Raw genomic sequence first — 19735 nt, forward strand, 5'->3', positions numbered from 1 at the left:
GCCCGTACCCCTCGCCAGGAGTTACGGGCCTCCGAACACTCGGCCGTACACACAGCAGCGACTACGGAGAGTCAACAGTCCCGAGAGCGCCGCGCGTTCTGGATTCGGCCGATTTCAACACCTTCGCGGATCACCCCACCAGACCGTCGGCGAGCTCCTCGCTGAGGGTGGATTCCGTGCCCGGGATACCCAGATCCTGGGCCCGCTTGTCGGCCATCGCCAGCAGCCGGCGGATCCGGCCGGCGACCGCGTCCTTGGTCAACGGCGGGTCGGCTAGCGCACCCAGTTCCTCCAGCGATGCCTGCTTGTGCTCCATGCGCAGCCGCCCCGCGGCCGCGAGATGCTCGGGCACCTCCTCGCCCAGGATCTCCAGCGCACGCCCCACCCGGGCGCCCGCGGCGACCGCGGCCCGCGCGGAACGGCGCAGGTTGGCGTCGTCGAAGTTGGCGAGCCGGTTGGCGGTGGCGCGGACCTCGCGGCGCATCCGCCGCTCCTCCCAGGCCAGCACCGACTCATGGGCGCCGAGTCGGGTGAGCAGGGCGCCGATGGCGTCGCCGTCGCGGACGACGACCCGGTCGACCCCGCGCACCTCGCGGGCCTTCGCCGCGATGGAGAGCCTGCGGGCCGCCCCGACCAGCGCGAGCGCCGCCTCCGGGCCCGGGCAGGTCACCTCCAGCGAGGAGGAGCGGCCCGGCTCGGTGAGCGAGCCATGGGCCAGGAAGGCTCCGCGCCAGGCGGCCTCGGCATCGCAGGTCGCCCCCGAGACCACCTGCGGGGGCAGCCCGCGGATGGGCCGGCCCCGGCCGTCCACCAGGCCGGTCTGGCGGGCCAGCTGATCGCCGCCCGCCACCACCCGTACGACATAGCGCGAGCCGCGCCGCAGCCCGCCGGGAGCCATCACGATCAGCTCCGAGCTGTGCCCGAAGATCTCCAGGATGTCCCGCTTCAGCCGGCGCGCCGCCATCGCGGTGTCCAGCTCCGCCTCGATCACAATCCGGCCGCTCACCAGGTGCAGCCCACCCGCGAACCGAAGAATCGCCGAGACTTCTGCCTTCCTGCAGCAGGTCCGGGTCACGGGAAGCCGGGAGACTTCGTCCTTCACCGCCGGCGTCATCGCCATGGGCCGATCCTTCCATGCATCCGAAAAATACGGTCGTACGCGGCGGCCAACAGCTCCGGATCATGGATCGGAACACCGTCGGGTGAGGCCACCGGCGCCAGCTCGACCGCGGCGCCGAGCCGCTGGGCGGCGTCGGCGAGGGACTCACGATCGGGCACGGCGGCTTCGTCGGCCAGCACCACGTCCATGGCGAGTTTAGGGGCGTGTCGTCCCAAAACCTCCAAATGACGCTGCGGAGAGAAGCCATCAGTTTCACCGGGTTGCGGTGCGAGGTTGAGCGAGAGGACCTTACGGGCCTTGGTCTCGACAAGCGCGTCCAGCAGTTCCGGCACGAGCAGATGCGGGATCACGGAGGAGAACCAGGACCCCGGGCCGAGCACCACCCAGTCGGCGTCGAGGACCGCGGCAACGGCCTCGGGGACGGCCGGCGGGTCGGGCGGGACGACGTGGACGGACTGCACCTCGCCGGGGGTGAGCGCCACGGTGGCCTGGCCGCATACGGTGTCCACGTCGTCCGGGCGGGCCGGGTCGTGTCCCCGTACGAGCGCCTGGAGCTCCAGCGGCACGGCGGACATGGGCAGCACCCGGCCGTGCGCCCCGAGGAGCTTGCCGACCAGGTCCAGGGCCTGGACGTGGTCGCCCAACTGCTCCCACAGGGCGACGATCAGCAGATTGCCGACCGCGTGCTCGTGCAGATCGCCCTTGGACTGGAAGCGGTGCTGGATGACCCGGGCCCAGGTCTGGCCCCAGTCGTCGTCACCGCACAGGGCGGCCAGCGCCTTGCGGAGGTCGCCGGGCGGCAGGACGCCGAGCTCCTCCCGGAGCCGGCCGCTGGAGCCGCCGTCGTCCGCGACGGTGACCACGGCCGTGAGATCGCCGGTGATCCGGCGGAGCGCCGCGAGCGACGCGGACAGGCCCATGCCGCCGCCGAGGGCGACGACCTTGGGCTGCGCGCCGCGCTTGCGGGCGGACAGTGCAGAGGTGGCTCTGCGCAGCCGCCGCAGGCGCAGATTACGACTGGTCACTCGCGCCCCATGTCCCGGTGCACGAGGACGGTCTCGATGCCTTCGGTCGCGAGCCGGGCCGAGAGCTTCTCGGACATGGCGACCGAGCGGTGCTTGCCGCCCGTACAGCCGACGGCGATCGTCACGTAGCGCTTGCCCTCGCGGCGGTACCCGGCGGCGATGAGCTGGAGCAGTTCCGTGTACTGGTTGAGGAATTCCTTGGCGCCGGGCTGGTCGAAGACGTAGGCGGAGACCTCTTCGTTGAGCCCGGTGAACGGGCGCAGCTCGGGGACCCAGTGCGGGTTGGGCAGGAAGCGGCAGTCGACCACCAGGTCGGCGTCGACCGGCAGGCCGTACTTGAAGCCGAAGGACATCACCGTGGCGCGCAGCTCCGGCTCCTCTTCGCCGGCGAACTGGGCGTCCATCTTGGCGCGCAGTTCGTGCACGTTGAGGCTGGAGGTGTCGATCACCAGGTCGGCGTCGCCGCGCAGCTCGCGCAGCAGGTCGCGCTCGGCGGCGATGCCGTCGACGATCCGGCCGTCGCCCTGGAGGGGGTGCGGGCGGCGGACCGACTCGAAGCGGCGGACCAGGGCGTCGTCGGAGGACTCCAGGAAGACGATCCGCCGGGTGACGTGCTTGGCCTCCAGGTCGGCGAGGGACTCGCGGAGATTGTCGAAGAACCGACGGCCGCGTACGTCGACGACGACGGCGATCCGGGCCACGTTGCCCTGCGAGCGGGCACCGAGCTCGACCATGGTGGGGATCAGGGCGGGCGGCAGGTTGTCGACGACGAACCAGCCGAGGTCCTCCAGACACTTGGCCGCGGTGCTGCGCCCGGCGCCCGACATCCCCGAGATGATCACCAGCTCGGGGATGGCGGCGTTCCCGTCGCCCGTGTCGATCGTGGTGCCCGTACTCACGTGTCCCGCTCCGTCTGCTCGCTCGGTGCTGTCGTGCCCGGCTTCGTATCCGTGCCCGGCTTCGTGTTCGTGCTCAGTCATGTGGTGCTGCCCCCGTCGTCCTCTTCAATGATCTCTCCTGTCGCCGTGTTCACGGCGGGCGCGGCCGGGGCGGCCGAGGTCAGGGCGACAACCACTGATTCCGCCGTTCTGCGGCCTATCCCCGGAACCTCGCAGATCTCGTCGATTGTCGCCTGCTTCAGCTTCTTCACCGAGCCGAAATGCTTGATCAGCGCCTGTTTCCGGGTCTCGCCGAGACCGGCGACGGCGTCCAGGGGGCTGGACCGGATGCGCTTGGCCCGCTTGGCGCGCTGGTACGTGATCGCGAAGCGGTGGGCCTCGTCACGGACGCGCTGGAGGAGGTAGAGGCCCTCGCTGGAGCGGGGCAGGACGACGGGGTCGTCGTCCTCGGGCAGCCAGACCTCTTCGAGGCGCTTGGCGAGGCCGCAGACGGCGATGTCGTCGATCCCGAGCTCGTCGAGGGCGCGCTTGGCCGCGGCGACCTGCGGCTGGCCACCATCGACCACGACGAGCTGCGGCGGATAGGCGAACCGCTTGGGACGGCCGTCGTCCTCGCGGGGCTCGGCCTCCGGATCGGGGGAGGTGTCCGGGCCGGCGGCCGGGGCGGCCGGGGCGGTCAGGACCATCGAGGCGGTCTGCGGCACTGGGAGGGCGCCGGTCGGGGCGGGGGTCTCCTCCCACTCCCCCGTCCGCTCCTTCTCCTGGAGATACCGCTTGAAGCGGCGGCCGATCACTTCATGCATCGACCGGACGTCGTCCTGGCCCTCGAAGCCCTTGATCTGGAAGCGGCGGTACTCGCTCTTGCGGGCCAGCCCGTCCTCGAAGACGACCATGGACGCGACCACGTCGTCGCCCTGGAGATGCGAGATGTCGAAGCACTCGATGCGCAGCGGAGCCGTGTCGAGGCCGAGCGCCTCGGCGATCTCCTCCAGGGCGCGGGAGCGGGTCGTCAGGTCGGAGGCGCGCTTGGTCTTGTGCAGCCCCAGGGCCTGCTGGGCGTTGCGCTGGACCGTCGCCATCAGGTCCTTCTTGTCGCCGCGCTGGGGGATGCGCAGGCTGACCTGGGAACCGCGGCGGTCGGCGAGCCACTGGGAGACCGCGTCGGAGTGCTCGGGGAGGGCCGGGACAAGGACCTCCTTGGGGACGGAGTCGCCCGTCTCCTCGCCGTACAGCTGTTGCAGGGCATGCTCGACCAGGCCCGAGGTGTCGACGTTCTCGACCTTGTCGGTGACCCAGCCGCGCTGGCCGCGCACCCGGCCGCCGCGCACATGGAAGATCTGGACGGCGGCTTCGAGCTCGTCCTCGGCGACCGCGATCAGGTCGGCGTCGGTGGCGTCGGCGAGGACGACGGCGCTCTTCTCCATGGCCCGCCTGAGGGCCTCCACGTCGTCGCGGAGCCGGGCCGCCCGCTCGTACTCCATCTCTTCGGCCGCCGCCGTCATCTCCTTCTCCAGGCGGCGGATGTACGTGCCGGTGCGGCCGGCCATGAAGTCGCAGAAGCCGCCCGCCAGTTCGCGGTGTTCCTCGGGGGTGACCCGGCCCACGCAGGGGGCCGAGCACTTGCCGATGTACCCGAGGAGGCACGGGCGGCCGGTCCTGGCGGCGTTCTTGAAGACTCCGGCGGAGCAGGTGCGCACCGGAAAGACCCGCAGCATCAGGTCGACCGTCTCCCGGATCGCCCAGGCATGCCCGTACGGACCGAAGTAGCGCACGCCCTTCTTCTTGGCTCCGCGCATGACCTGGACGCGCGGGAACTCCTCGCCCAGCGTGACCGCGAGATACGGATAGCTCTTGTCGTCGCGGTACTTGACGTTGAACCGGGGGTCGTACTCCTTGATCCAGGAGTACTCCAGCTGGAGCGCCTCGACCTCCGTGGAGACGACGGTCCACTCCACCGAGGCGGCCGTGGTGACCATCGTGCGCGTACGGGGGTGGAGCGCGGCCAGGTCCTGGAAGTAATTGGCCAGGCGCTGGCGCAGGTTCTTGGCCTTTCCGACGTAGATCACCCGGCGGTGTTCGTCGCGGAATCTGTAGACCCCCGGGGAGTCGGGGATCTGTCCCGGCTTGGGGCGGTAGCTGGAGGGGTCTGCCATGTGCCCCACCCTACTTGCGGGCACCGACAGTGCGGCCTGCCCGGCCGAGCTGCCGTGCTCCGCGGCGCGGGTTGCGGGAGCGCGCCCCGGAGCACGGGTCAGGGGGTGCCGTCGTCGGCCACGGGGTCTCCCGGTGGCGACGGTCAGGCGTCGGGGCCCGCGACGAGCTTTCCGCCCTCGACCCTGACCGGGACGGAGGGCAGCGGCGCGGTCGCCGGGCCGCGCATCGCCTTGCCGGTCGTGGTGTCGAAGTGGCTGCCGTGACAGGGGCAGTTCCCCACGTTCTCCTCGACCTTGTCCAGCAGGCAACCGGCGTGGGTGCACTGGGCGCTGAACGCCTTGTACTGGCCCTTGGCCGGGCAGGTGACGATGACCCGCTGGTCGCGGTAGAGCTTCGATCCGCCGACCGGAACCTCCTCCGGTGCACCGAGTTCGACGGGGGCGGTCGGCGTCGGAGTCTCGGCGTGGCCGAGCTTCGAATCGGTCGAGCAGGCGGCCGCTCCCAGCCCGGCGACGCCGGCGAGAGCGGCGCCCTTCAGCACGGTACGGCGGGCGGCGGGCTGGCCGGGCATGCGGTCTCCACTGGTCAGAGGGCGGGGCAGGGTGCAGAGGGTCACCGGGGGCGACCGAGGCGCCGCGGGATACCGGAGGTACCGCGGATATGCGGAGCCATCGGTGACAGAACCGACGATACCGGCGGAGCCCGGGGGCCCGGCGGCCGGGCTGCCCACGGCCCGTTGTCCCTGGCCAGGAGGGGCGGCCGCCCGGATCGCGGCGGGTGGGAACGCGGGGGCACAGGTGGGCCGGCCACCTGGCGGGGCGGGTGGGGCAAGGCGCCGGGCGCACACCCGTACCCGTGCCTCGTGCCCCGTGCTTCGGTGAGGGGCGGGCCCTCACCGGCAGAAGCGGCGGCCCCCGGGCTCCGGGGGCCGCCGCCTGGGCACATGGCCGTCATGCCGCGCGCAGGGTCGCCTTCCGCTCTCGGAGGCGAGCCTGTGGACCAGCGGCGTCAGGCCTTGCGTGCGCGGGTCGCCTTCTTGGCCATGGGCTTCTTCGCCGCAGCCGTCGTGGCGGTCTTGGCCGTGGCCGGCTTCGCGGCCTGGCCCGCGCTCGTCCTGACCGTGGCCGTCTTCCTGGCCGGGGTCGCCTTCGCGGCGACCGACTTCTTCGCCACCACCTTCCGCGCCGGCTTGCGGGCGGCCGGCACCACGGCCTCGCTCACCCGGTCCGGGTCCAGGATGTCCTGGAGGAACTTGCCGGTGTGGCTGGCCGGAACCCCGGCGACCTGCTCCGGGGTTCCTTCGGCAACGACCAGACCGCCGCCGTTGCCCCCTTCGGGGCCCATGTCGATGACCCAGTCCGCGGTCTTGATCACGTCGAGGTTGTGCTCGATGACGATCACCGAGTTGCCCTTCTCGACCAGCCCGGAGAGCACCTTGATGAGCTTGTTGATGTCCTCGAAGTGCAGACCCGTGGTCGGCTCGTCCAGGACGTAGACGGTGCGGCCGGTGGAGCGCTTCTGCAGCTCGCTCGCGAGCTTCACACGCTGCGCCTCGCCGCCGGAGAGCGTCGGCGCGGACTGGCCGAGCCTGACGTATCCGAGGCCGACCTCGTGGAGCGTACGGAGGTGGCGGGCGATCGTCGGGACGGCCTCGAAGAACTCCAGGCCCTCCTCGATCGGCATGTCCAGCACCTCGGCGATGGACTTGCCCTTGTAGTGGACCTCCAGGGTCTCCCGGTTGTAGCGCGCTCCGTGGCAGACCTCGCACGGGACGTACACATCCGGCAGGAAGTTCATCTCGATCTTGATGGTGCCGTCGCCGGAGCAGTTCTCGCAGCGGCCGCCCTTGACGTTGAAGGAGAATCGGCCCGGCAGATAGCCGCGCACCTTCGCCTCCATCGTCTCCGCGAACAGCTTGCGGACATGGTCGAAGACGCCGGTGTACGTGGCCGGGTTGGACCGGGGCGTACGGCCGATGGGCGACTGGTCGACATGCACCACCTTGTCGACCTGGTCGTCCCCGTCGACCCGGGTGTGCCGGCCGGGGACCGACTTGGCGCCGTTCAGCTCGCGTGCCAGGTGGGTGTAGAGGATGTCGTTGACCAGCGTCGACTTTCCGGAACCCGAGACACCCGTGACGGCGGTGAGCACACCGAGCGGGAAGGAGACGTTGATGTCCTGGAGGTTGTTCTCCCGGGCACCGTGCACCGTGAGGGTGCGCGTCGGGTCGACGGGGCGCCGGATGCCGGGCATCGCGATCGACTTCGTGCCGGTCAGGTACTGACCGGTGATCGACTCGCCGTTGCCCAGCAGTTCCTTGAGCGATCCGGAGTGGACCACCTTGCCGCCGTGCTCACCGGCGCCGGGGCCGATGTCGACGACCCAGTCGGCGACCTTGATGGTGTCCTCGTCGTGCTCGACGACGATGAGCGTGTTGCCCATGTCCCGGAGCCGGACCAGGGTCTCGATCAGCCGGTGATTGTCCCGCTGGTGCAGGCCGATGGACGGCTCGTCCAGCACGTACAGCACGCCGACCAGGCCGGAGCCGATCTGGGTGGCCAGCCGGATGCGCTGGGCCTCGCCGCCGGACAGGGTGCCCGCCGCGCGGCTCAGCGAGAGGTAGTCGAGGCCGACGTCGACCAGGAACCTCAGCCGCTCGTTGACCTCCTTCAGCACCCGTTCGGCGATCTTCCTGTCGCGGGCGTTCAGCTTCATCCGGCCGAGGAATTCGGCGCACTCGCTGATCGACATCGCGGAGACCTCGGCGATGGACTTCTCCATCACCGTCACCGCGAGGACGATCGGCTTGAGCCTGGTGCCCTCACAGGTCGGGCAGGGCACCTCGCGCATGTATCCCTCGAAGCGCTCCCGGCTGGAGTCGCTCTCGGCCTCGGAGTGCCGCCGCTTGACGAATTGCACCGCCCCCTCGAAGGCGGGGGTGGTGTAGGCGCGCTCGCGCCCGTACCGGTTGCGGTAGCGGACCTCGGTCTGGATCTTGTGGCCGAAGAGCAGGGCCTTCTTGGCGCGCTGCGGCAGCCCCGCCCACGGGATGTCCGTACGGAATCCGAGCGCCTCGGCGAGCGCGCCGATCAGCCGGCCGAAGTACTCCTTGGTGTGGCCGTGCGACCAGGGGTGGATCGCTCCCCCGTCGAGCGACCTCTCCTCGTCGGGGACGATCAGCTCGGGGTCGACCTCCATGCGCGTACCGATGCCCGTGCAGTCGGGGCAGGCGCCGAAGGGCGAGTTGAAGGAGAAGGAGCGCGGCTCCAGCTCCTCGAAGGAGAGGTCGTCGTACGGGCAGTAGAGGTGCTCGGAGTACATCCGCTCGCGCTCCGGGTCGTCCTCGGGGAGGTCGACGAAGTCGAGCACGACCATGCCGCCGGAGAGCCCGAGCGCGGTCTCGACCGAGTCGGTCAGCCGACGCTTGGCACTGTCCTTCACCGTGAGGCGGTCGATGACCACCTCGATGGTGTGCTTCTCCTGCTTCTTCAGCTTGGGCGGCTCGGAGAGATGGATGGTCTCGCCGTCGACCCGGGCCCTGCTGTACCCCTTGGTCTGCAGATCCACGAAGAGGTCGACGAACTCGCCCTTGCGCTCGCGCACCAGTGGCGAGAGCACCTGGAACCGGCTGCCCTCGGGCAGGCCGAGCACCTTGTCGACGATGGCCTGCGGCGACTGGCGCGAGATGGGCCGGCCGCACTCCGGGCAGTGCGGCTTGCCGATCCGGGCGAAGAGCAGCCGGAGGTAGTCGTAGACCTCGGTGATGGTGCCGACCGTGGAGCGCGGGTTGCGCGAGGTCGACTTCTGGTCGATGGAGACGGCGGGCGAGAGCCCCTCGATGAAATCGACGTCCGGCTTGTCCATCTGGCCGAGGAACTGGCGGGCGTATGAGGAGAGGGACTCCACGTAGCGTCGCTGGCCCTCGGCGAAAATCGTGTCGAACGCGAGAGACGACTTGCCCGACCCGGAAAGCCCGGTGAAGACGATGAGGGAGTCGCGGGGGAGGTCGAGCGAGACGTTCTTGAGGTTGTGCTCGCGAGCGCCACGGACGATGAGACGGTCGGCCACGCCGGTCCGCACCTTTCTAGAGAGAAATGGGGGAACTGAGCCCCCGTCCCAGGGTATGGGGGGCGCCACAGCGATGTACGAAGCTTTCGACTCCGAGCGTATAGCACGCGCATTCGATTTATGGACCGCCATCGGCTCCTTCACCCGATTGAGTGGCGGGGCTAGGCTCGGCGTCATGATTGATCATGCGCACGACCTGGAAGCCGTACGTGAAGCGACCGATCGACTGCTCAGCGCCACCGGAAATGTGGACGACGCCGCACTCGCCCGGCCATCGCGATTGCCGGGCTGGAGCCGGGGCCATGTCCTTGCGCACCTCTCCCGTAACGCCGACGCGCTCGTAAATGTTCTCCAGAGCCGGCCCATGTACGCAGACAGCGAAACCCGCGACCGCGACATCGAGCGCGACGCGCCCCGGCCGATGGCCGAGCAGCTGGCCGACCTGACCGGGAGCGCGGCCCGCTTCATGGAGGCCGCCTCGGCCCCGGCCGACTGGTCCCGCACGGTCACGATGCGCAACGGCGTGACGGACTCGGCCTCCCGGGTTCCCTTCCGCCGCCGCATCGAGGTCGAACTGCACCATGTCGACCTGGGCATCGGCTACGAGCTGGAGGATCTTCCCGAGGAGTTCGTCACCCGGGAGATCGAGTTCCTCGCCGAACGGTTCGGCGGGCACCCCGATGTCGTGTCCACGGCCGTGAGCGACGACCGGGGCCGGACCTGGACGACGGGCGGCGGGGCGACGGGCGGCCCCGTCACGGTCCGCGGGACGGCCCCCGAGCTGCTGGGCTGGTTCTGCGGGCGCCGCGACGGCTCGGCGCTGGCCGTCGAAGGCGGCCCCCTTCCCGTACTGCCCCCGCTATAGGCTGAGTCGTATGACGTACAGCGGAACGGTCAAGGTCGGCGGACGTGCGGACGTACACGAGTTGACGGATCTGATGATCTCCAAGGTCGCCGTCGGCCCGATGGACAACAACGCCTATCTGCTGCGCTGCCGGGCCACCGGCGAGCAGCTCCTGATCGACGCGGCCAACGAGGCCGGGACCCTGCTGCGGCTGATCGGTGACGACGGCATCGCCTCCGTCGTCACCACCCACCGGCACGGCGACCACTGGCAGGCGCTCGGCGAGGTGGTGGCGGCCACCGGCGCGCGTACGTACGCCGGGCGGTACGACGCGGGGGGCATCCCGGTCCCGACCGACGTCCTGGTCGGCGACAACGACACGATCCGGGTGGGCCGGGTCGGCCTGACCGCCCGACACCTCGTCGGTCACACCCCGGGCTCCATCGCCCTGATCTACGACGACCCGCACGGCGCCCCGCATCTCTTCACCGGGGACTGCCTCTTCCCCGGCGGGATCGGCAACACCCACCAGGACCCCGAGGCCTTCGCGAACCTGCTCCACGACGTGGAGACCAAGCTCTTCGACCAGCTGCCCGACGAGACCTGGGTCTACCCGGGCCACGGTCACGACACCACGCTCGGCGACGAGCGTCCGCAGCTGCCGCAGTGGCGCGCCCGCGGCTGGTGACGGCGGCCGCGAGGCCCCCGGTCTCCGCCCGTACGGGCACCGGCCGGGGCGGCAACGGAGAGCCGCCGTCCCGGCCGGTGCCGGTTCCCGCCCGTCGTCCGGACGGCCACCGGGCCGTCCGCCGGGGTCGGGGCGCGATCAGGCGCCGACGCCGGAACCCTTGTCCGCGGACTCGTCCGCCTCGGCCCGCTCCTGCTTCCTGTTGGCCACGAGACTGGTGATCGTGGTGATCACCAGCACGCCGCAGATGACGCCGAGCGAGACCGGGATGGAGATCTCCGGGACATGCACCCCGGACTCGTGCAGCGCGTGCAGCACCAGCTTCACGCCGATGAAGCCGAGGATGACCGAGAGACCGTAGCTGAGGTGGACCAGCTTCTTCAGCAGACCGCCGATCAGGAAGTACAGCTGCCGCAGCCCCATCAGGGCGAAGGCGTTGGCGGTGAAGACGATGTACGGGTCCTGGGTCAGGCCGAAGATCGCGGGGATGGAGTCCAGGGCGAACAGCACGTCGGTGGTGCCGATGGCGAGCATGACGACCATCAGCGGCGTCAGGACGCGCTTGCCGTTGTCACGGATGAAGAGCTTGGTGCCGTGGTACCGGTCGGCGACCCCGAAGCGGCGCTCGATCGTCTTGAGGAGGCGGTTCTCCTCGAACGCCTCCTCTTCCTCATCGGCCCGCGCCTCCTGGATGAGCTTCCAGGCGGTGTAGATCAGGAACGCGCCGAAGATGTAGAAGACCCACGAGAAGTTGGCGATGACCGCGGCACCCGCGGCGATGAAGACCGCTCGCAGTACCAGCGCGATCAGGACGCCGACGAGCAGCACCCGTTGCTGGAGGTGTGAGGGGACCGAGAACTTCGCCATGATCAGGACGAAGACGAAGAGGTTGTCGACGCTGAGCGACTTCTCGGTGATGAATCCGGCGAAGAACTCGCCCGATGCCTGGCTCTCGCCGAAGACCAGCAGGCCGAGTCCGAAGAGTGCCGCCAGCGCGATCCAGACGATCGTCCAGATTCCGGCTTCCTTGGTCGTCACGTCATGGGGTTTGCGCCCGATGAAGAAGTCGACGGCGATGAGGGCTGACAGACCAATGATGGTCAGCACCCAGAGGGTCCATGAAACGTCCACTGCGCCTCCGGCAGTTCGCTACGGCTACTGATCAGCGTCGTCGCTGCCGGAGGTCTCCTCCACCCGGGCGCACGGGCTGCGCGCCACGGGCCGGCGCCCCGGGACCGGTCACAGTCCGTACTGACGGGCACGCCGCGTGTGGGAGTACTCCCCTCCGCTCAAAGAACAGTACAGGGAATACCAAGGAAAGGTAAAGAGGAGGGTAAAGATCTTTCAAAAGGGCTGGCCGGAGGAGGATCGGTGCAGCTGTTGACTGCTCCGCCGCTCAGAGCCTGTCGGGTGACCTTCGATCGGGTAGCGGACGCGGTCTGGTGCGTACGATTCCAAGGCGCCGGGATGTCCTCGGATGGGGTCTCCCCTGCTCGAACGAAGCTGAGAGCTTGGGATGGGGTCTCCCCTGCTCGAACGAAGCTGAGAGCTTGGGATGGGGTCTCCCCTGCTCGAACGAAGCTGAGAGCTTGGGGAAGGAGCTACTTGGGCATTTCGGCAACGCGGGAAGCGTGCGTGCCAGGGCGCGGCCGCCCGATCAGAGGTCCCCGACAGGCTCTCAGGGGCGCCGGGGGCGGCGGGCAGCGGCCACCCGGGCGAGCACCTGGTCGAGGACCCGGCTGCCGGGCGGCGTCTTCAGCGGCTCGTACGTCCAGGCGTGGCCCACCCAGGGGTCGGCCAGGTGGTTGTCGGCGACGGGGGTCGTCCTCAGGAGCGAGCGCCACAGCGGGTCGAGCACCGGTGCGTACGCACTGGCGTCCTCACGGTCCGCGACCATCAGCAGATGGACACCGACCGAGGGCCCCTCGTCGGCGAGGTACCGCAGCTGGGTGACGGCCCGGTCGTCGAAGCCGTGCGGGAAGTCATTGACGATCAGCAGCTGTTCACCGGTGTCCAGGTCCGGCGGGAGCGAATCGGCGGCGCCGGCCCGGATCGCCATCTGCACCAGGTCGACGCGCCGGGTGAGCCGGGCGAGGACCGACGCCACTCCCCCGGCTCCGGCGGCGGGCGGACCGGCGAGGACCCCGGATTCGACCAGGGGCGCGAGCGCTCCGGCCGCCGAGCCCGCGGGGTCGATGACATGGACGGAGAACTCGTCGGCCGGGTACACGGCCAGCAGCCGGGCCGCGTGCGCGACCGCGTTCTCCATGGCCAGGCGGCGCAGCTGGGCGGAGTCCATCAGGGCCGCGCCCTCGGAGGCCGTGCGGCCGCTGTCGACCCAGATCCCGCGCTCCAGAGGGAGTCTGACCAGCAGTGGGATCCGCAGGTCCGGGCTCTCGGGCAGGTGGAGGTCGCCGATGCGCAGCGCCATGGGGATCTCCATCGGCACGCGGTAGGCGTGCCAGACGGGGTTGTCCCACGCCGCGAACGCGACGGGCAGTGCGGGTTCGACGACGGCGGACTCGGCGGCGAGCTGGGCGAGGTCGCGATCGAGGGCCTCGCGGGCCCGGGCGGTCAGCTCGTCGCGCTTGGCCCGGGCCTGTTCGCGGGCCCGGTCACCGGCGCCGCCGATCCGGTTGCGCGGGTCGGACAGGGTCCGGTCGAGCTCCTGGTCCATGCGGGACTCGGCGAAGTCGACGGCGCTGCGGTACGCGGCGGTGGTGCGGGCCAGGTCCTCGAACATGCCCCAGATCTGGTTGTAGAGGCGTTCCTCCATGGACCAGCCGGTCGCGTCCCCGGCGACGGGCCCGGCGGGGCGGCCCGGCTCGGCGGGCGGCGCGGTGGGAGGGGGCGGCGGGGGCGCAGTGGTCTGGCGGCGCGGGTGCGCGTAGTTGATGGGGCCGCCCGTCGGGGCCGCGGGCGGCGGGGTGGTGGGCTCGGTGAGGGGCTCCGACGGCTGGGCGGCCGTCGGCGGTGCGGCTTGAGGCCCGCCTCCGTCCGAGGGCGGTACGGGGCCCGTGCCGAGCCCGACCCGGCCCGTCTCGGGGGTGCGCGGTGGCGGCGGTGCGACCGACCGGGCCATCGCGCGGGTGACCGTGTCCTGGATCGTGTGGGCCAGCTCGGCCGCCCGGGGCAGTCCCTGGTCGGCGAGCATGGCGGCGAGGCCGCCCGCGTAGCCCTGGCCGACGGCGCGGACCTTCCAGGCGCCCTGGCGGCGGTAGAGCTCCAGGGCGGCGACCGCGGACTCGCTGTCCAGGCCGGTGAGGGTGAAGGTGGCGATCTCGGTGCCTTCGAGTCCGGTGACGGCGACGAACGGTGCGGCGACCGCGCCGAACCGGACAGGGCCGCCGACGCCCGTGGGCAGCGCCAGCAGCACCGTGACCCGGTGCACCGGGGCGGGCAGCGCTTCGAGGTCCAGGGCGAGGCGGTGCTCGGCGGCGGCCTGCCGGGACACTTCGAGCCCGGGCAGCTGCGGCGATCCCGGGTGGGCGATCCACTCGGTGCCGTGCACCGTGCCGTTCTCGTCGCCGAGCGTGGCACCGGCCACGACGGGCGTGCCGGCCGATACCCGGATCTCCAGACGGGTCTGGGGCAAGGTGTGGTTCTGCCCCCGGACCAGCTCGGCCGTCATTGCCCTGTCCCCTCGATGAGTTGCCGCTGCGTCGTGCGGTGCTGAACGGTGCGGCGCTTGTGGTCCGGCGCCCCGGTCGGGCGCCATGTGGTGCAGCTCCCGGCGGCCGATGCCGCCGGGAGCTGCGCGTGCCGATGCCTGACGGCCGGTCCGGCCGTACCTACAGGTGCGGCAGGATCGACGGCATCAGGTCCTGGAAGGTGCGGCCGTTGGCCGGATTCCCGAGGGCGGTCATCTGCCATCCGTTCCCCGCGCGGTGCACCTTCGCCATGATCTGGGCGGTGTACTGCCCGCCGCCGTCCAGCGTGTAGCGGGCCAGCTCCTGGCCGTTGGTCTCGTCGACGATGCGGCAGAAGGCGTTCTGCACCTCCTGGAACGTCTGGCCGGTGAAGGAGTTCACCGTGAAGACGATCTGGTCGATGTGGACCGGAACCCGCTGCAGATCCACGAGGATCGCCTCGTCGTCGCCGCCCGAACCGGCGCCACCGACCAGGTTGTCCCCGGTGTGGGTGACCGAGCCGTCGTCACTGACAAGGTGACGGAAGAAGACCACGTCGACCGGCTGCTTGTCGGCGAACAGCACCGCCGACGCGTCGAGGTCGATCTCCCGCGTACGCGAACCGAACAGACCGCGGCGCGGCGCTGCCTGCCAGCCGAGCCCCATCCTTACCGCGGTCAGGGTCCCCCCGTCGCTCTTCTGCAAGCTGATGGCCTGGCCCTTGGTCATATTGACCGTCACGCGCTGTCCCCTCTCCGCTTTCCCCGCAACCGTCCGTGCGCGGTTTTCCAGCACCCTACGCAGTCGCACTGACAATGCGGCCACCTGGAGTGAATTTGTGTCGGTCCTGCAACACACCCGATGCCACGGGGTCAGGCGAGGCCCGCCTCACGCATCTGGCGCAGCTCCTTCTTCAGCTCACCGACCTCGTCGCGCAGCCGGGCCGCCACCTCGAACTGCAGGTCCGCGGCGGCCGCCCGCATGCGGTCGGTCATCTCCTCGATGATTCCGGCGAGTTCGGTGGCGGGCCGGTCGGTGACCACCGCGCCCTTGCCTCCAGCCGCCTTGCCACCGGTCGTCTTCGCTCCGGCCGTCTTGATGCCCAGTGCGGGAACGGGGGCCTTGGTGCCTTTCGCCTGGCGGTAGCTGCTGCCGAGCAGTTGCTCGGTGTCGACCTCCTCGCGGGCGATCGTGGCGACGATATCGTTGATCTTCTTGCGCAGCGGCTGCGGGTCGAGGCCGCGCTCGGTGTTGTAGGCGATCTGCTTCTCACGGCGCCGGTTGGTCTCGTCGATGGCCTGCGCCATCGCCGGGGTGATCTTGTCCGCGTACATATGGACCTGCCCCGAGACGTTACGGGCGGCGCGCCCGATCGTCTGGATCAAGGACGTACCCGAGCGCAGGAAGCCCTGCTTGTCCGCGTCGAGGATGGCGACGAGCGACACCTCGGGCAGGTCGAGACCCTCGCGCAGGAGGTTGATGCCGACCAGTACGTCGTACTCGCCGGAGCGCAGCTCGCGCAACAGCTCGATGCGGCGCAGGGTGTCGACGTCGCTGTGCAGATAGCGGACCTGGATGCCGAGCTCCAGGAAGTAGTCGGTGAGATCCTCGGCCATCTTCTTGGTGAGGGTGGTGACCAGGACCCGCTCGTCCTTCTCGGCACGCGTGCGGATCTCGTGCACCAGGTCGTCGATCTGGCCCTCGGTGGGCTTGACGACGACCTCCGGGTCGACGAGGCCGGTGGGGCGGATGATCTGTTCCACGAAGCCGTCGCCCCTGGACAGCTCGTACTTTCCGGGCGTGGCGGAGAGATAGACGGTCTGGTCGATCCGGCTCAGGAACTCCTCCCACTTCAGCGGGCGGTTGTCGAGCGCGGACGGGAGCCGGAAGCCGTGGTCGACAAGGGTCCGCTTGCGGGAGGCGTCACCTTCGTACATGGCGCCGATCTGCGGCACGGTGACGTGCGACTCGTCGAGGACGAGGAGGAAGTCCTCGGGGAAGTAGTCGAGGAGGGTGTTGGGGGCCGTGCCGGGTGAGCGGCCGTCGAAATGCATCGAGTAGTTCTCGACACCGGAGCAGGTGCCGATCTGCCGGAGCATCTCGATGTCGTACGTGGTGCGCATCCGCAGCCGCTGGGCTTCCAGCATCTTGCCCTGCTTCTCCAGCTCGGCCAGGCGCTGCTCCAGCTCCTGCTCGATGCCGCCGACCGCCTTCTCCATGCGCTCGGGGCCCGCGACGTAGTGGCTGGCGGGGAAGACGTGGAGGGACTGGTCCTCGCTGATGACCTCGCCGGTGAGCGGGTGGAGGGTGGAGAGCGCCTCGATCTCGTCACCGAACATCTCGATGCGGACGGCGAGCTCCTCGTAGACGGGGAAGATCTCGATGGTGTCGCCGCGGACCCGGAAGGTGCCGCGGGTGAAGGCGAGGTCGTTGCGGCTGTACTGGATCTCGACGAAACGGCGCAGCAGCTGGTCGCGGTCGATCTCGTCACCGACCTTGAGCTGGACCATCCGGTCCACGTACTCCTGGGGCGTACCGAGGCCGTAGATGCAGGAGACGGAGGCGACCACGACCACATCGCGCCGGGTGAGCAGCGCGTTGGTCGCGGAGTGGCGCAGCCGCTCGACCTCCTCGTTGATCGAGGAGTCCTTTTCGATGTAGGTGTCCGACTGCGGGACGTAGGCCTCGGGCTGGTAGTAGTCGTAGTACGAGACGAAGTACTCGACGGCGTTGTTGGGCAGCAGCTCGCGGAACTCGTTCGCCAGCTGGGCCGCCAGCGTTTTGTTCGGCGCCATCACGAGGGTGGGGCGCTGCAGCTTCTCGATCATCCAGGCGGTGGTCGCCGACTTGCCGGTGCCGGTCGCGCCGAGCAGGACGACATCCTTCTCACCGGCACGGATGCGCCGCTCCAGCTCGGCGATGGCCGCGGGCTGGTCGCCGCTGGGCTGGTAGGGACTGACGACCTCGAAAGGCGCCACCGAACGTTCGATCTTCGAAACGGGCCGCATGCACCTACGGTACGACCCACCACTGACAGCCGGGCCGGATCGGCCGCGGTGCCGGGGCAGGGGTCACCATTCTCCCGGTGGCGCGGGATCGCGCGGCCGGGAGTGGAACGACGCCGGGTCGGCATGTGTTCCGAACCGCGGGACCTGCCGGGGGGCCGGGATTCCGGGGGGACGGCCGGCCCCGTTCGGGGCCTCGGGGTCGTCCCAGTCCGGGGTGCCCATCACCATCAGGGGGTCGAACATCACGACCACGGCGGCCAGGAGCAGGAAGCAGCCGGGGCCGATCAGCAGCGGGACGAGGGGGGCGGCCGGCCCGTCGGCCGAACCGGCGCCGGCGACGGCGCCGGGGTGCAGATGGACGCTGAGCGCGGCCATTCCCATGTAGTGCATGCCGCTCACCGCGACGCCCATCACGGCACTGGCACCGATGCTGGACAGGAAACCGTGGATGGAGACGGCCGCCCAGAGCGCGATCGTGGCGGCCACCACGGCTATGACGACGGAGAGGGCCACGGTGATCGTGTCGTACTCGAACCGCCCCTCAAGACGCATTCCGGCCATACCCAGGTAGTGCATGGTGGCCACGCCCAGCCCGGTGATCATGCCGCCGGTCACCAGGGCCATCCGGGTGGCTCCCCGGTACCCGACGATGAAGATGCCGATCGCTACCATGCCGATCGCGACCGCGAGGCTGGCGAAGGTGATGGGCTTGTCGTAGTCGATGGCCACCCCTTCGACCGAGAAGCCCAGCATCGCGATGAAGTGCATCGTCCAGATGCCGGAGCCGATGGAGGTCGCGCCGAGGGCCAGCCACCCTGCCTTGAAGGAACGCTCGGTGCGCAGTGAACGAGTCGTGCAGCGCAGCCCGAGAGCCGCGCCGAGGCAGGCCATGAGGAAGGCCGCTACGGGCGTCACCGCTCCATAGCTGAAACCGTCGATCGTGCCCTGCATGCTCGTACGCCCTTCGCGGAAGCCCGGGTTGTGGGTGACCCCAAGAGCCTGTCGGGTGAGCTTCGATCGGGTAGCGGACGCGGTCTGGTGCGTGCGATTCCAAGGCGCCGGGATGTCCTCGTAGCGGAGCTACTTGGGCATGTCGGCAACGCGGGAAGCGTGCGTGCCAGGGCGTGGCCGCCCGATCAGAGGTCACCCGACAGGCTCTAAGGCGCGAGGCCCGGCAGACAAACAGATGAGCCGCATTTTATCGGCACGGAAATCGGTCCGTGCCCCGGTCTCAGCAGCGGCGTTCACGTTGTGGCCAACCTTCGCCTGTCCACTGTTGGGGCACAGCTGCCACTCTCGGCCCGTCCGTAACTCTGAACCGAGGAGTACACGTGTACGCACGTACCGCAACCGCTGCCGTCGCCGCCGCCGCTCTCATGGGCGCCGGCGCGCTGCTGATGTCGACCACCACTGCCCAGACCACGACCACGGCCGGGCACACGGGCAGGGGCACGGTCACGGTCACGAGCGCGGGCTCGGTCACGAACATCCAGACCGTGAGCGCCCGGACCCCGGCCGCGAAGGCACATGCCCCGGTCGTCCTCGCCCACCGGGGTGCTTCCGCGTACGCGCCGGAGAACACCCTGGCCGCGGTCGACAAGGCCGACGCCCTCGGCTTCGACTGGGTGGAGAACGACGTCCAGCTCACCAAGGACGGCGTCCTGGTGGTCGTGCACGACACCGATCTGAAGCGGACCACCGACGTCGAGGAGGTCTTCCCGGACCGTGCGCCGTGGGCGGTCAAGGACTTCACGGCCGCCGAGATCGCCAGTCTGGACGCGGGCAGCTGGTTCGGTCCGCAGTTCACCGGCACCCGGGTGCCCACCCTCGAGCAGTACCTGGACCGGATCGAGCGCAACCACCAGAATCTGCTGCTGGAGATCAAGAGCCCGGAGATCTACCCGGGCATCGAGAAGGAGACCCTGCGGGTGCTGCGCCAGAAGGGGTGGCTCGACCGCAGTCACGTCAAGCACAGGCTCGTCGTCCAGAGCTTCGGCGCGGACAGCGTGAAAAAGGTGCACCAGCAGCGTCCGGACGTCACGACCGGCTTCCTCGGCACCCCCGCGGTGGCCGATCTCCCCTCGTACGCGGCGTTCACCGACCAGATCAACCCCTCGTACACATCGGTCTCCGCCGACTACGTGAAGGCGGTGCACGCGCTGAAGGGCGCGCACGGCAAGAAGCTCCGGGTCAACACCTGGACGGTCAACGACGCGGCGACCGCGGCGAAGGTGGCGGGCTTCGGCGTCGACGGGATCATCACCAACAACCCCGATGTGGTGCGCGAGGCCACCGGCTGA

14 protein-coding genes are annotated in these 19735 nt (G+C 69.9%); 3 read left to right on the forward strand and 11 right to left on the reverse strand.

Features of this window, described 5'->3' with window-relative positions; translation table 11 throughout:
* Window positions 1–130: 130 nt before the first annotated feature.
* The 6 genes from whiA to uvrA all read right to left on the reverse strand — a co-directional run bounded on the left by whiA (window position 131) and on the right by uvrA (window position 9266).
* Complete coding sequence (whiA, locus tag ACF08M_RS03630; protein ID WP_018104603.1) at window positions 131–1120, reverse strand: DNA-binding protein WhiA; 990 nt, start codon at window positions 1118–1120, stop codon at window positions 131–133.
* Window positions 1111–2145 carry a uridine diphosphate-N-acetylglucosamine-binding protein YvcK gene (yvcK, locus tag ACF08M_RS03635; protein ID WP_392183576.1) on the reverse strand — a complete coding sequence of 345 codons (1035 nt, stop codon included), beginning with the start codon at window positions 2143–2145 and terminating at the stop codon, window positions 1111–1113. The genes whiA and yvcK overlap by 10 nt, the downstream gene beginning before the upstream one ends.
* Complete coding sequence (rapZ, locus tag ACF08M_RS03640) at window positions 2142–3125, reverse strand: RNase adapter RapZ (RefSeq protein WP_392183577.1); 984 nt, start codon at window positions 3123–3125, stop codon at window positions 2142–2144. The genes yvcK and rapZ overlap by 4 nt, the downstream gene beginning before the upstream one ends.
* Window positions 3122–5197 (reverse strand): excinuclease ABC subunit UvrC, encoded by a 2076-nt coding sequence (gene uvrC / locus ACF08M_RS03645; RefSeq protein WP_392183578.1) that lies wholly within the window; start codon window positions 5195–5197, stop codon window positions 3122–3124. Before uvrC ends, rapZ begins: the two co-directional genes overlap by 4 nt.
* 143 nt (window positions 5198–5340) lie before the next feature.
* Window positions 5341–5769, reverse strand: coding sequence for a Rieske (2Fe-2S) protein (locus ACF08M_RS03650; protein ID WP_392183579.1), 429 nt, complete (start codon window positions 5767–5769; stop codon window positions 5341–5343).
* A gap of 437 nt (window positions 5770–6206) precedes the next feature.
* Window positions 6207–9266: an excinuclease ABC subunit UvrA gene (uvrA, locus tag ACF08M_RS03655; protein WP_392183580.1), complete on the reverse strand. Its 3060-nt coding sequence runs from the start codon at window positions 9264–9266 to the stop codon at window positions 6207–6209.
* Window positions 9267–9441: 175 nt separating this feature from the next.
* Here uvrA and ACF08M_RS03660 point away from each other — a divergent pair, with 175 nt between their 5' ends.
* Window positions 9442–10131 carry a maleylpyruvate isomerase family mycothiol-dependent enzyme gene (locus tag ACF08M_RS03660; RefSeq protein WP_392183581.1) on the forward strand — a complete coding sequence of 230 codons (690 nt, stop codon included), beginning with the start codon at window positions 9442–9444 and terminating at the stop codon, window positions 10129–10131.
* Between the two features lie 10 nt (window positions 10132–10141).
* Window positions 10142–10798 carry an MBL fold metallo-hydrolase gene (locus tag ACF08M_RS03665; protein WP_392183582.1) on the forward strand — a complete coding sequence of 219 codons (657 nt, stop codon included), beginning with the start codon at window positions 10142–10144 and terminating at the stop codon, window positions 10796–10798.
* A 138-nt stretch (window positions 10799–10936) separates the two neighbouring features.
* On the opposite strand, the gene ACF08M_RS03670 is transcribed toward ACF08M_RS03665, so the two are convergent.
* The 5 genes from ACF08M_RS03670 to ACF08M_RS03690 all read right to left on the reverse strand — a co-directional run bounded on the left by ACF08M_RS03670 (window position 10937) and on the right by ACF08M_RS03690 (window position 18386).
* A complete protein-coding gene (locus ACF08M_RS03670) occupies window positions 10937–11929 on the reverse strand; it encodes a TerC family protein (protein WP_392183583.1) in 993 nt (330 codons plus the stop codon).
* Window positions 11930–12476: 547 nt separating this feature from the next.
* Entirely contained in the window at window positions 12477–14429 is a 1953-nt protein-coding gene (locus ACF08M_RS03675; RefSeq protein WP_392183584.1) for a TerD family protein, read from the reverse strand.
* 160 nt (window positions 14430–14589) lie between these two features.
* Window positions 14590–15168: a TerD family protein gene (locus tag ACF08M_RS03680; protein ID WP_392183585.1), complete on the reverse strand. Its 579-nt coding sequence runs from the start codon at window positions 15166–15168 to the stop codon at window positions 14590–14592.
* A gap of 131 nt (window positions 15169–15299) precedes the next feature.
* Entirely contained in the window at window positions 15300–17435 is a 2136-nt protein-coding gene (gene uvrB, locus ACF08M_RS03685; protein ID WP_392183586.1) for an excinuclease ABC subunit UvrB, read from the reverse strand.
* Between the two features lie 63 nt (window positions 17436–17498).
* Complete coding sequence (locus ACF08M_RS03690; RefSeq protein WP_392183587.1) at window positions 17499–18386, reverse strand: MHYT domain-containing protein; 888 nt, start codon at window positions 18384–18386, stop codon at window positions 17499–17501.
* A 380-nt stretch (window positions 18387–18766) separates the two neighbouring features.
* On the opposite strand from ACF08M_RS03690, the gene ACF08M_RS03695 reads away from it, so the two are divergent.
* Window positions 18767–19735, forward strand: a complete 969-nt coding sequence (locus ACF08M_RS03695; RefSeq protein ID WP_392183588.1) for a glycerophosphodiester phosphodiesterase — start codon at window positions 18767–18769, stop codon at window positions 19733–19735.

The sequence above is a fragment of the Streptomyces sp. NPDC015032 genome (assembly GCF_043080425.1).
GTDB lineage: Bacteria > Actinomycetota > Actinomycetes > Streptomycetales > Streptomycetaceae > Streptomyces.

What these genes read in the sequence shown, in the direction of transcription:
- whiA (WP_018104603.1), bottom strand. Translation starts at nt 1,120, where the DNA reads ATGGCGATGACGCCGGCGGTGAAGGACGAAGTCTCCCGGCTTCCCGTG.
- rapZ (WP_392183577.1), bottom strand. Translation starts at nt 3,125, where the DNA reads ATGACTGAGCACGAACACGAAGCCGGGCACGGATACGAAGCCGGGCAC.
- uvrC (WP_392183578.1), bottom strand. Translation starts at nt 5,197, where the DNA reads ATGGCAGACCCCTCCAGCTACCGCCCCAAGCCGGGACAGATCCCCGAC.
- ACF08M_RS03650 (WP_392183579.1), bottom strand. Translation starts at nt 5,769, where the DNA reads ATGCCCGGCCAGCCCGCCGCCCGCCGTACCGTGCTGAAGGGCGCCGCT.
- ACF08M_RS03660 (WP_392183581.1), top strand. Translation starts at nt 9,442, where the DNA reads ATGATTGATCATGCGCACGACCTGGAAGCCGTACGTGAAGCGACCGAT.
- ACF08M_RS03665 (WP_392183582.1), top strand. Translation starts at nt 10,142, where the DNA reads ATGACGTACAGCGGAACGGTCAAGGTCGGCGGACGTGCGGACGTACAC.
- ACF08M_RS03675 (WP_392183584.1), bottom strand. Translation starts at nt 14,429, where the DNA reads ATGACGGCCGAGCTGGTCCGGGGGCAGAACCACACCTTGCCCCAGACC.
- uvrB (WP_392183586.1), bottom strand. Translation starts at nt 17,435, where the DNA reads ATGCGGCCCGTTTCGAAGATCGAACGTTCGGTGGCGCCTTTCGAGGTC.
- ACF08M_RS03690 (WP_392183587.1), bottom strand. Translation starts at nt 18,386, where the DNA reads ATGCAGGGCACGATCGACGGTTTCAGCTATGGAGCGGTGACGCCCGTA.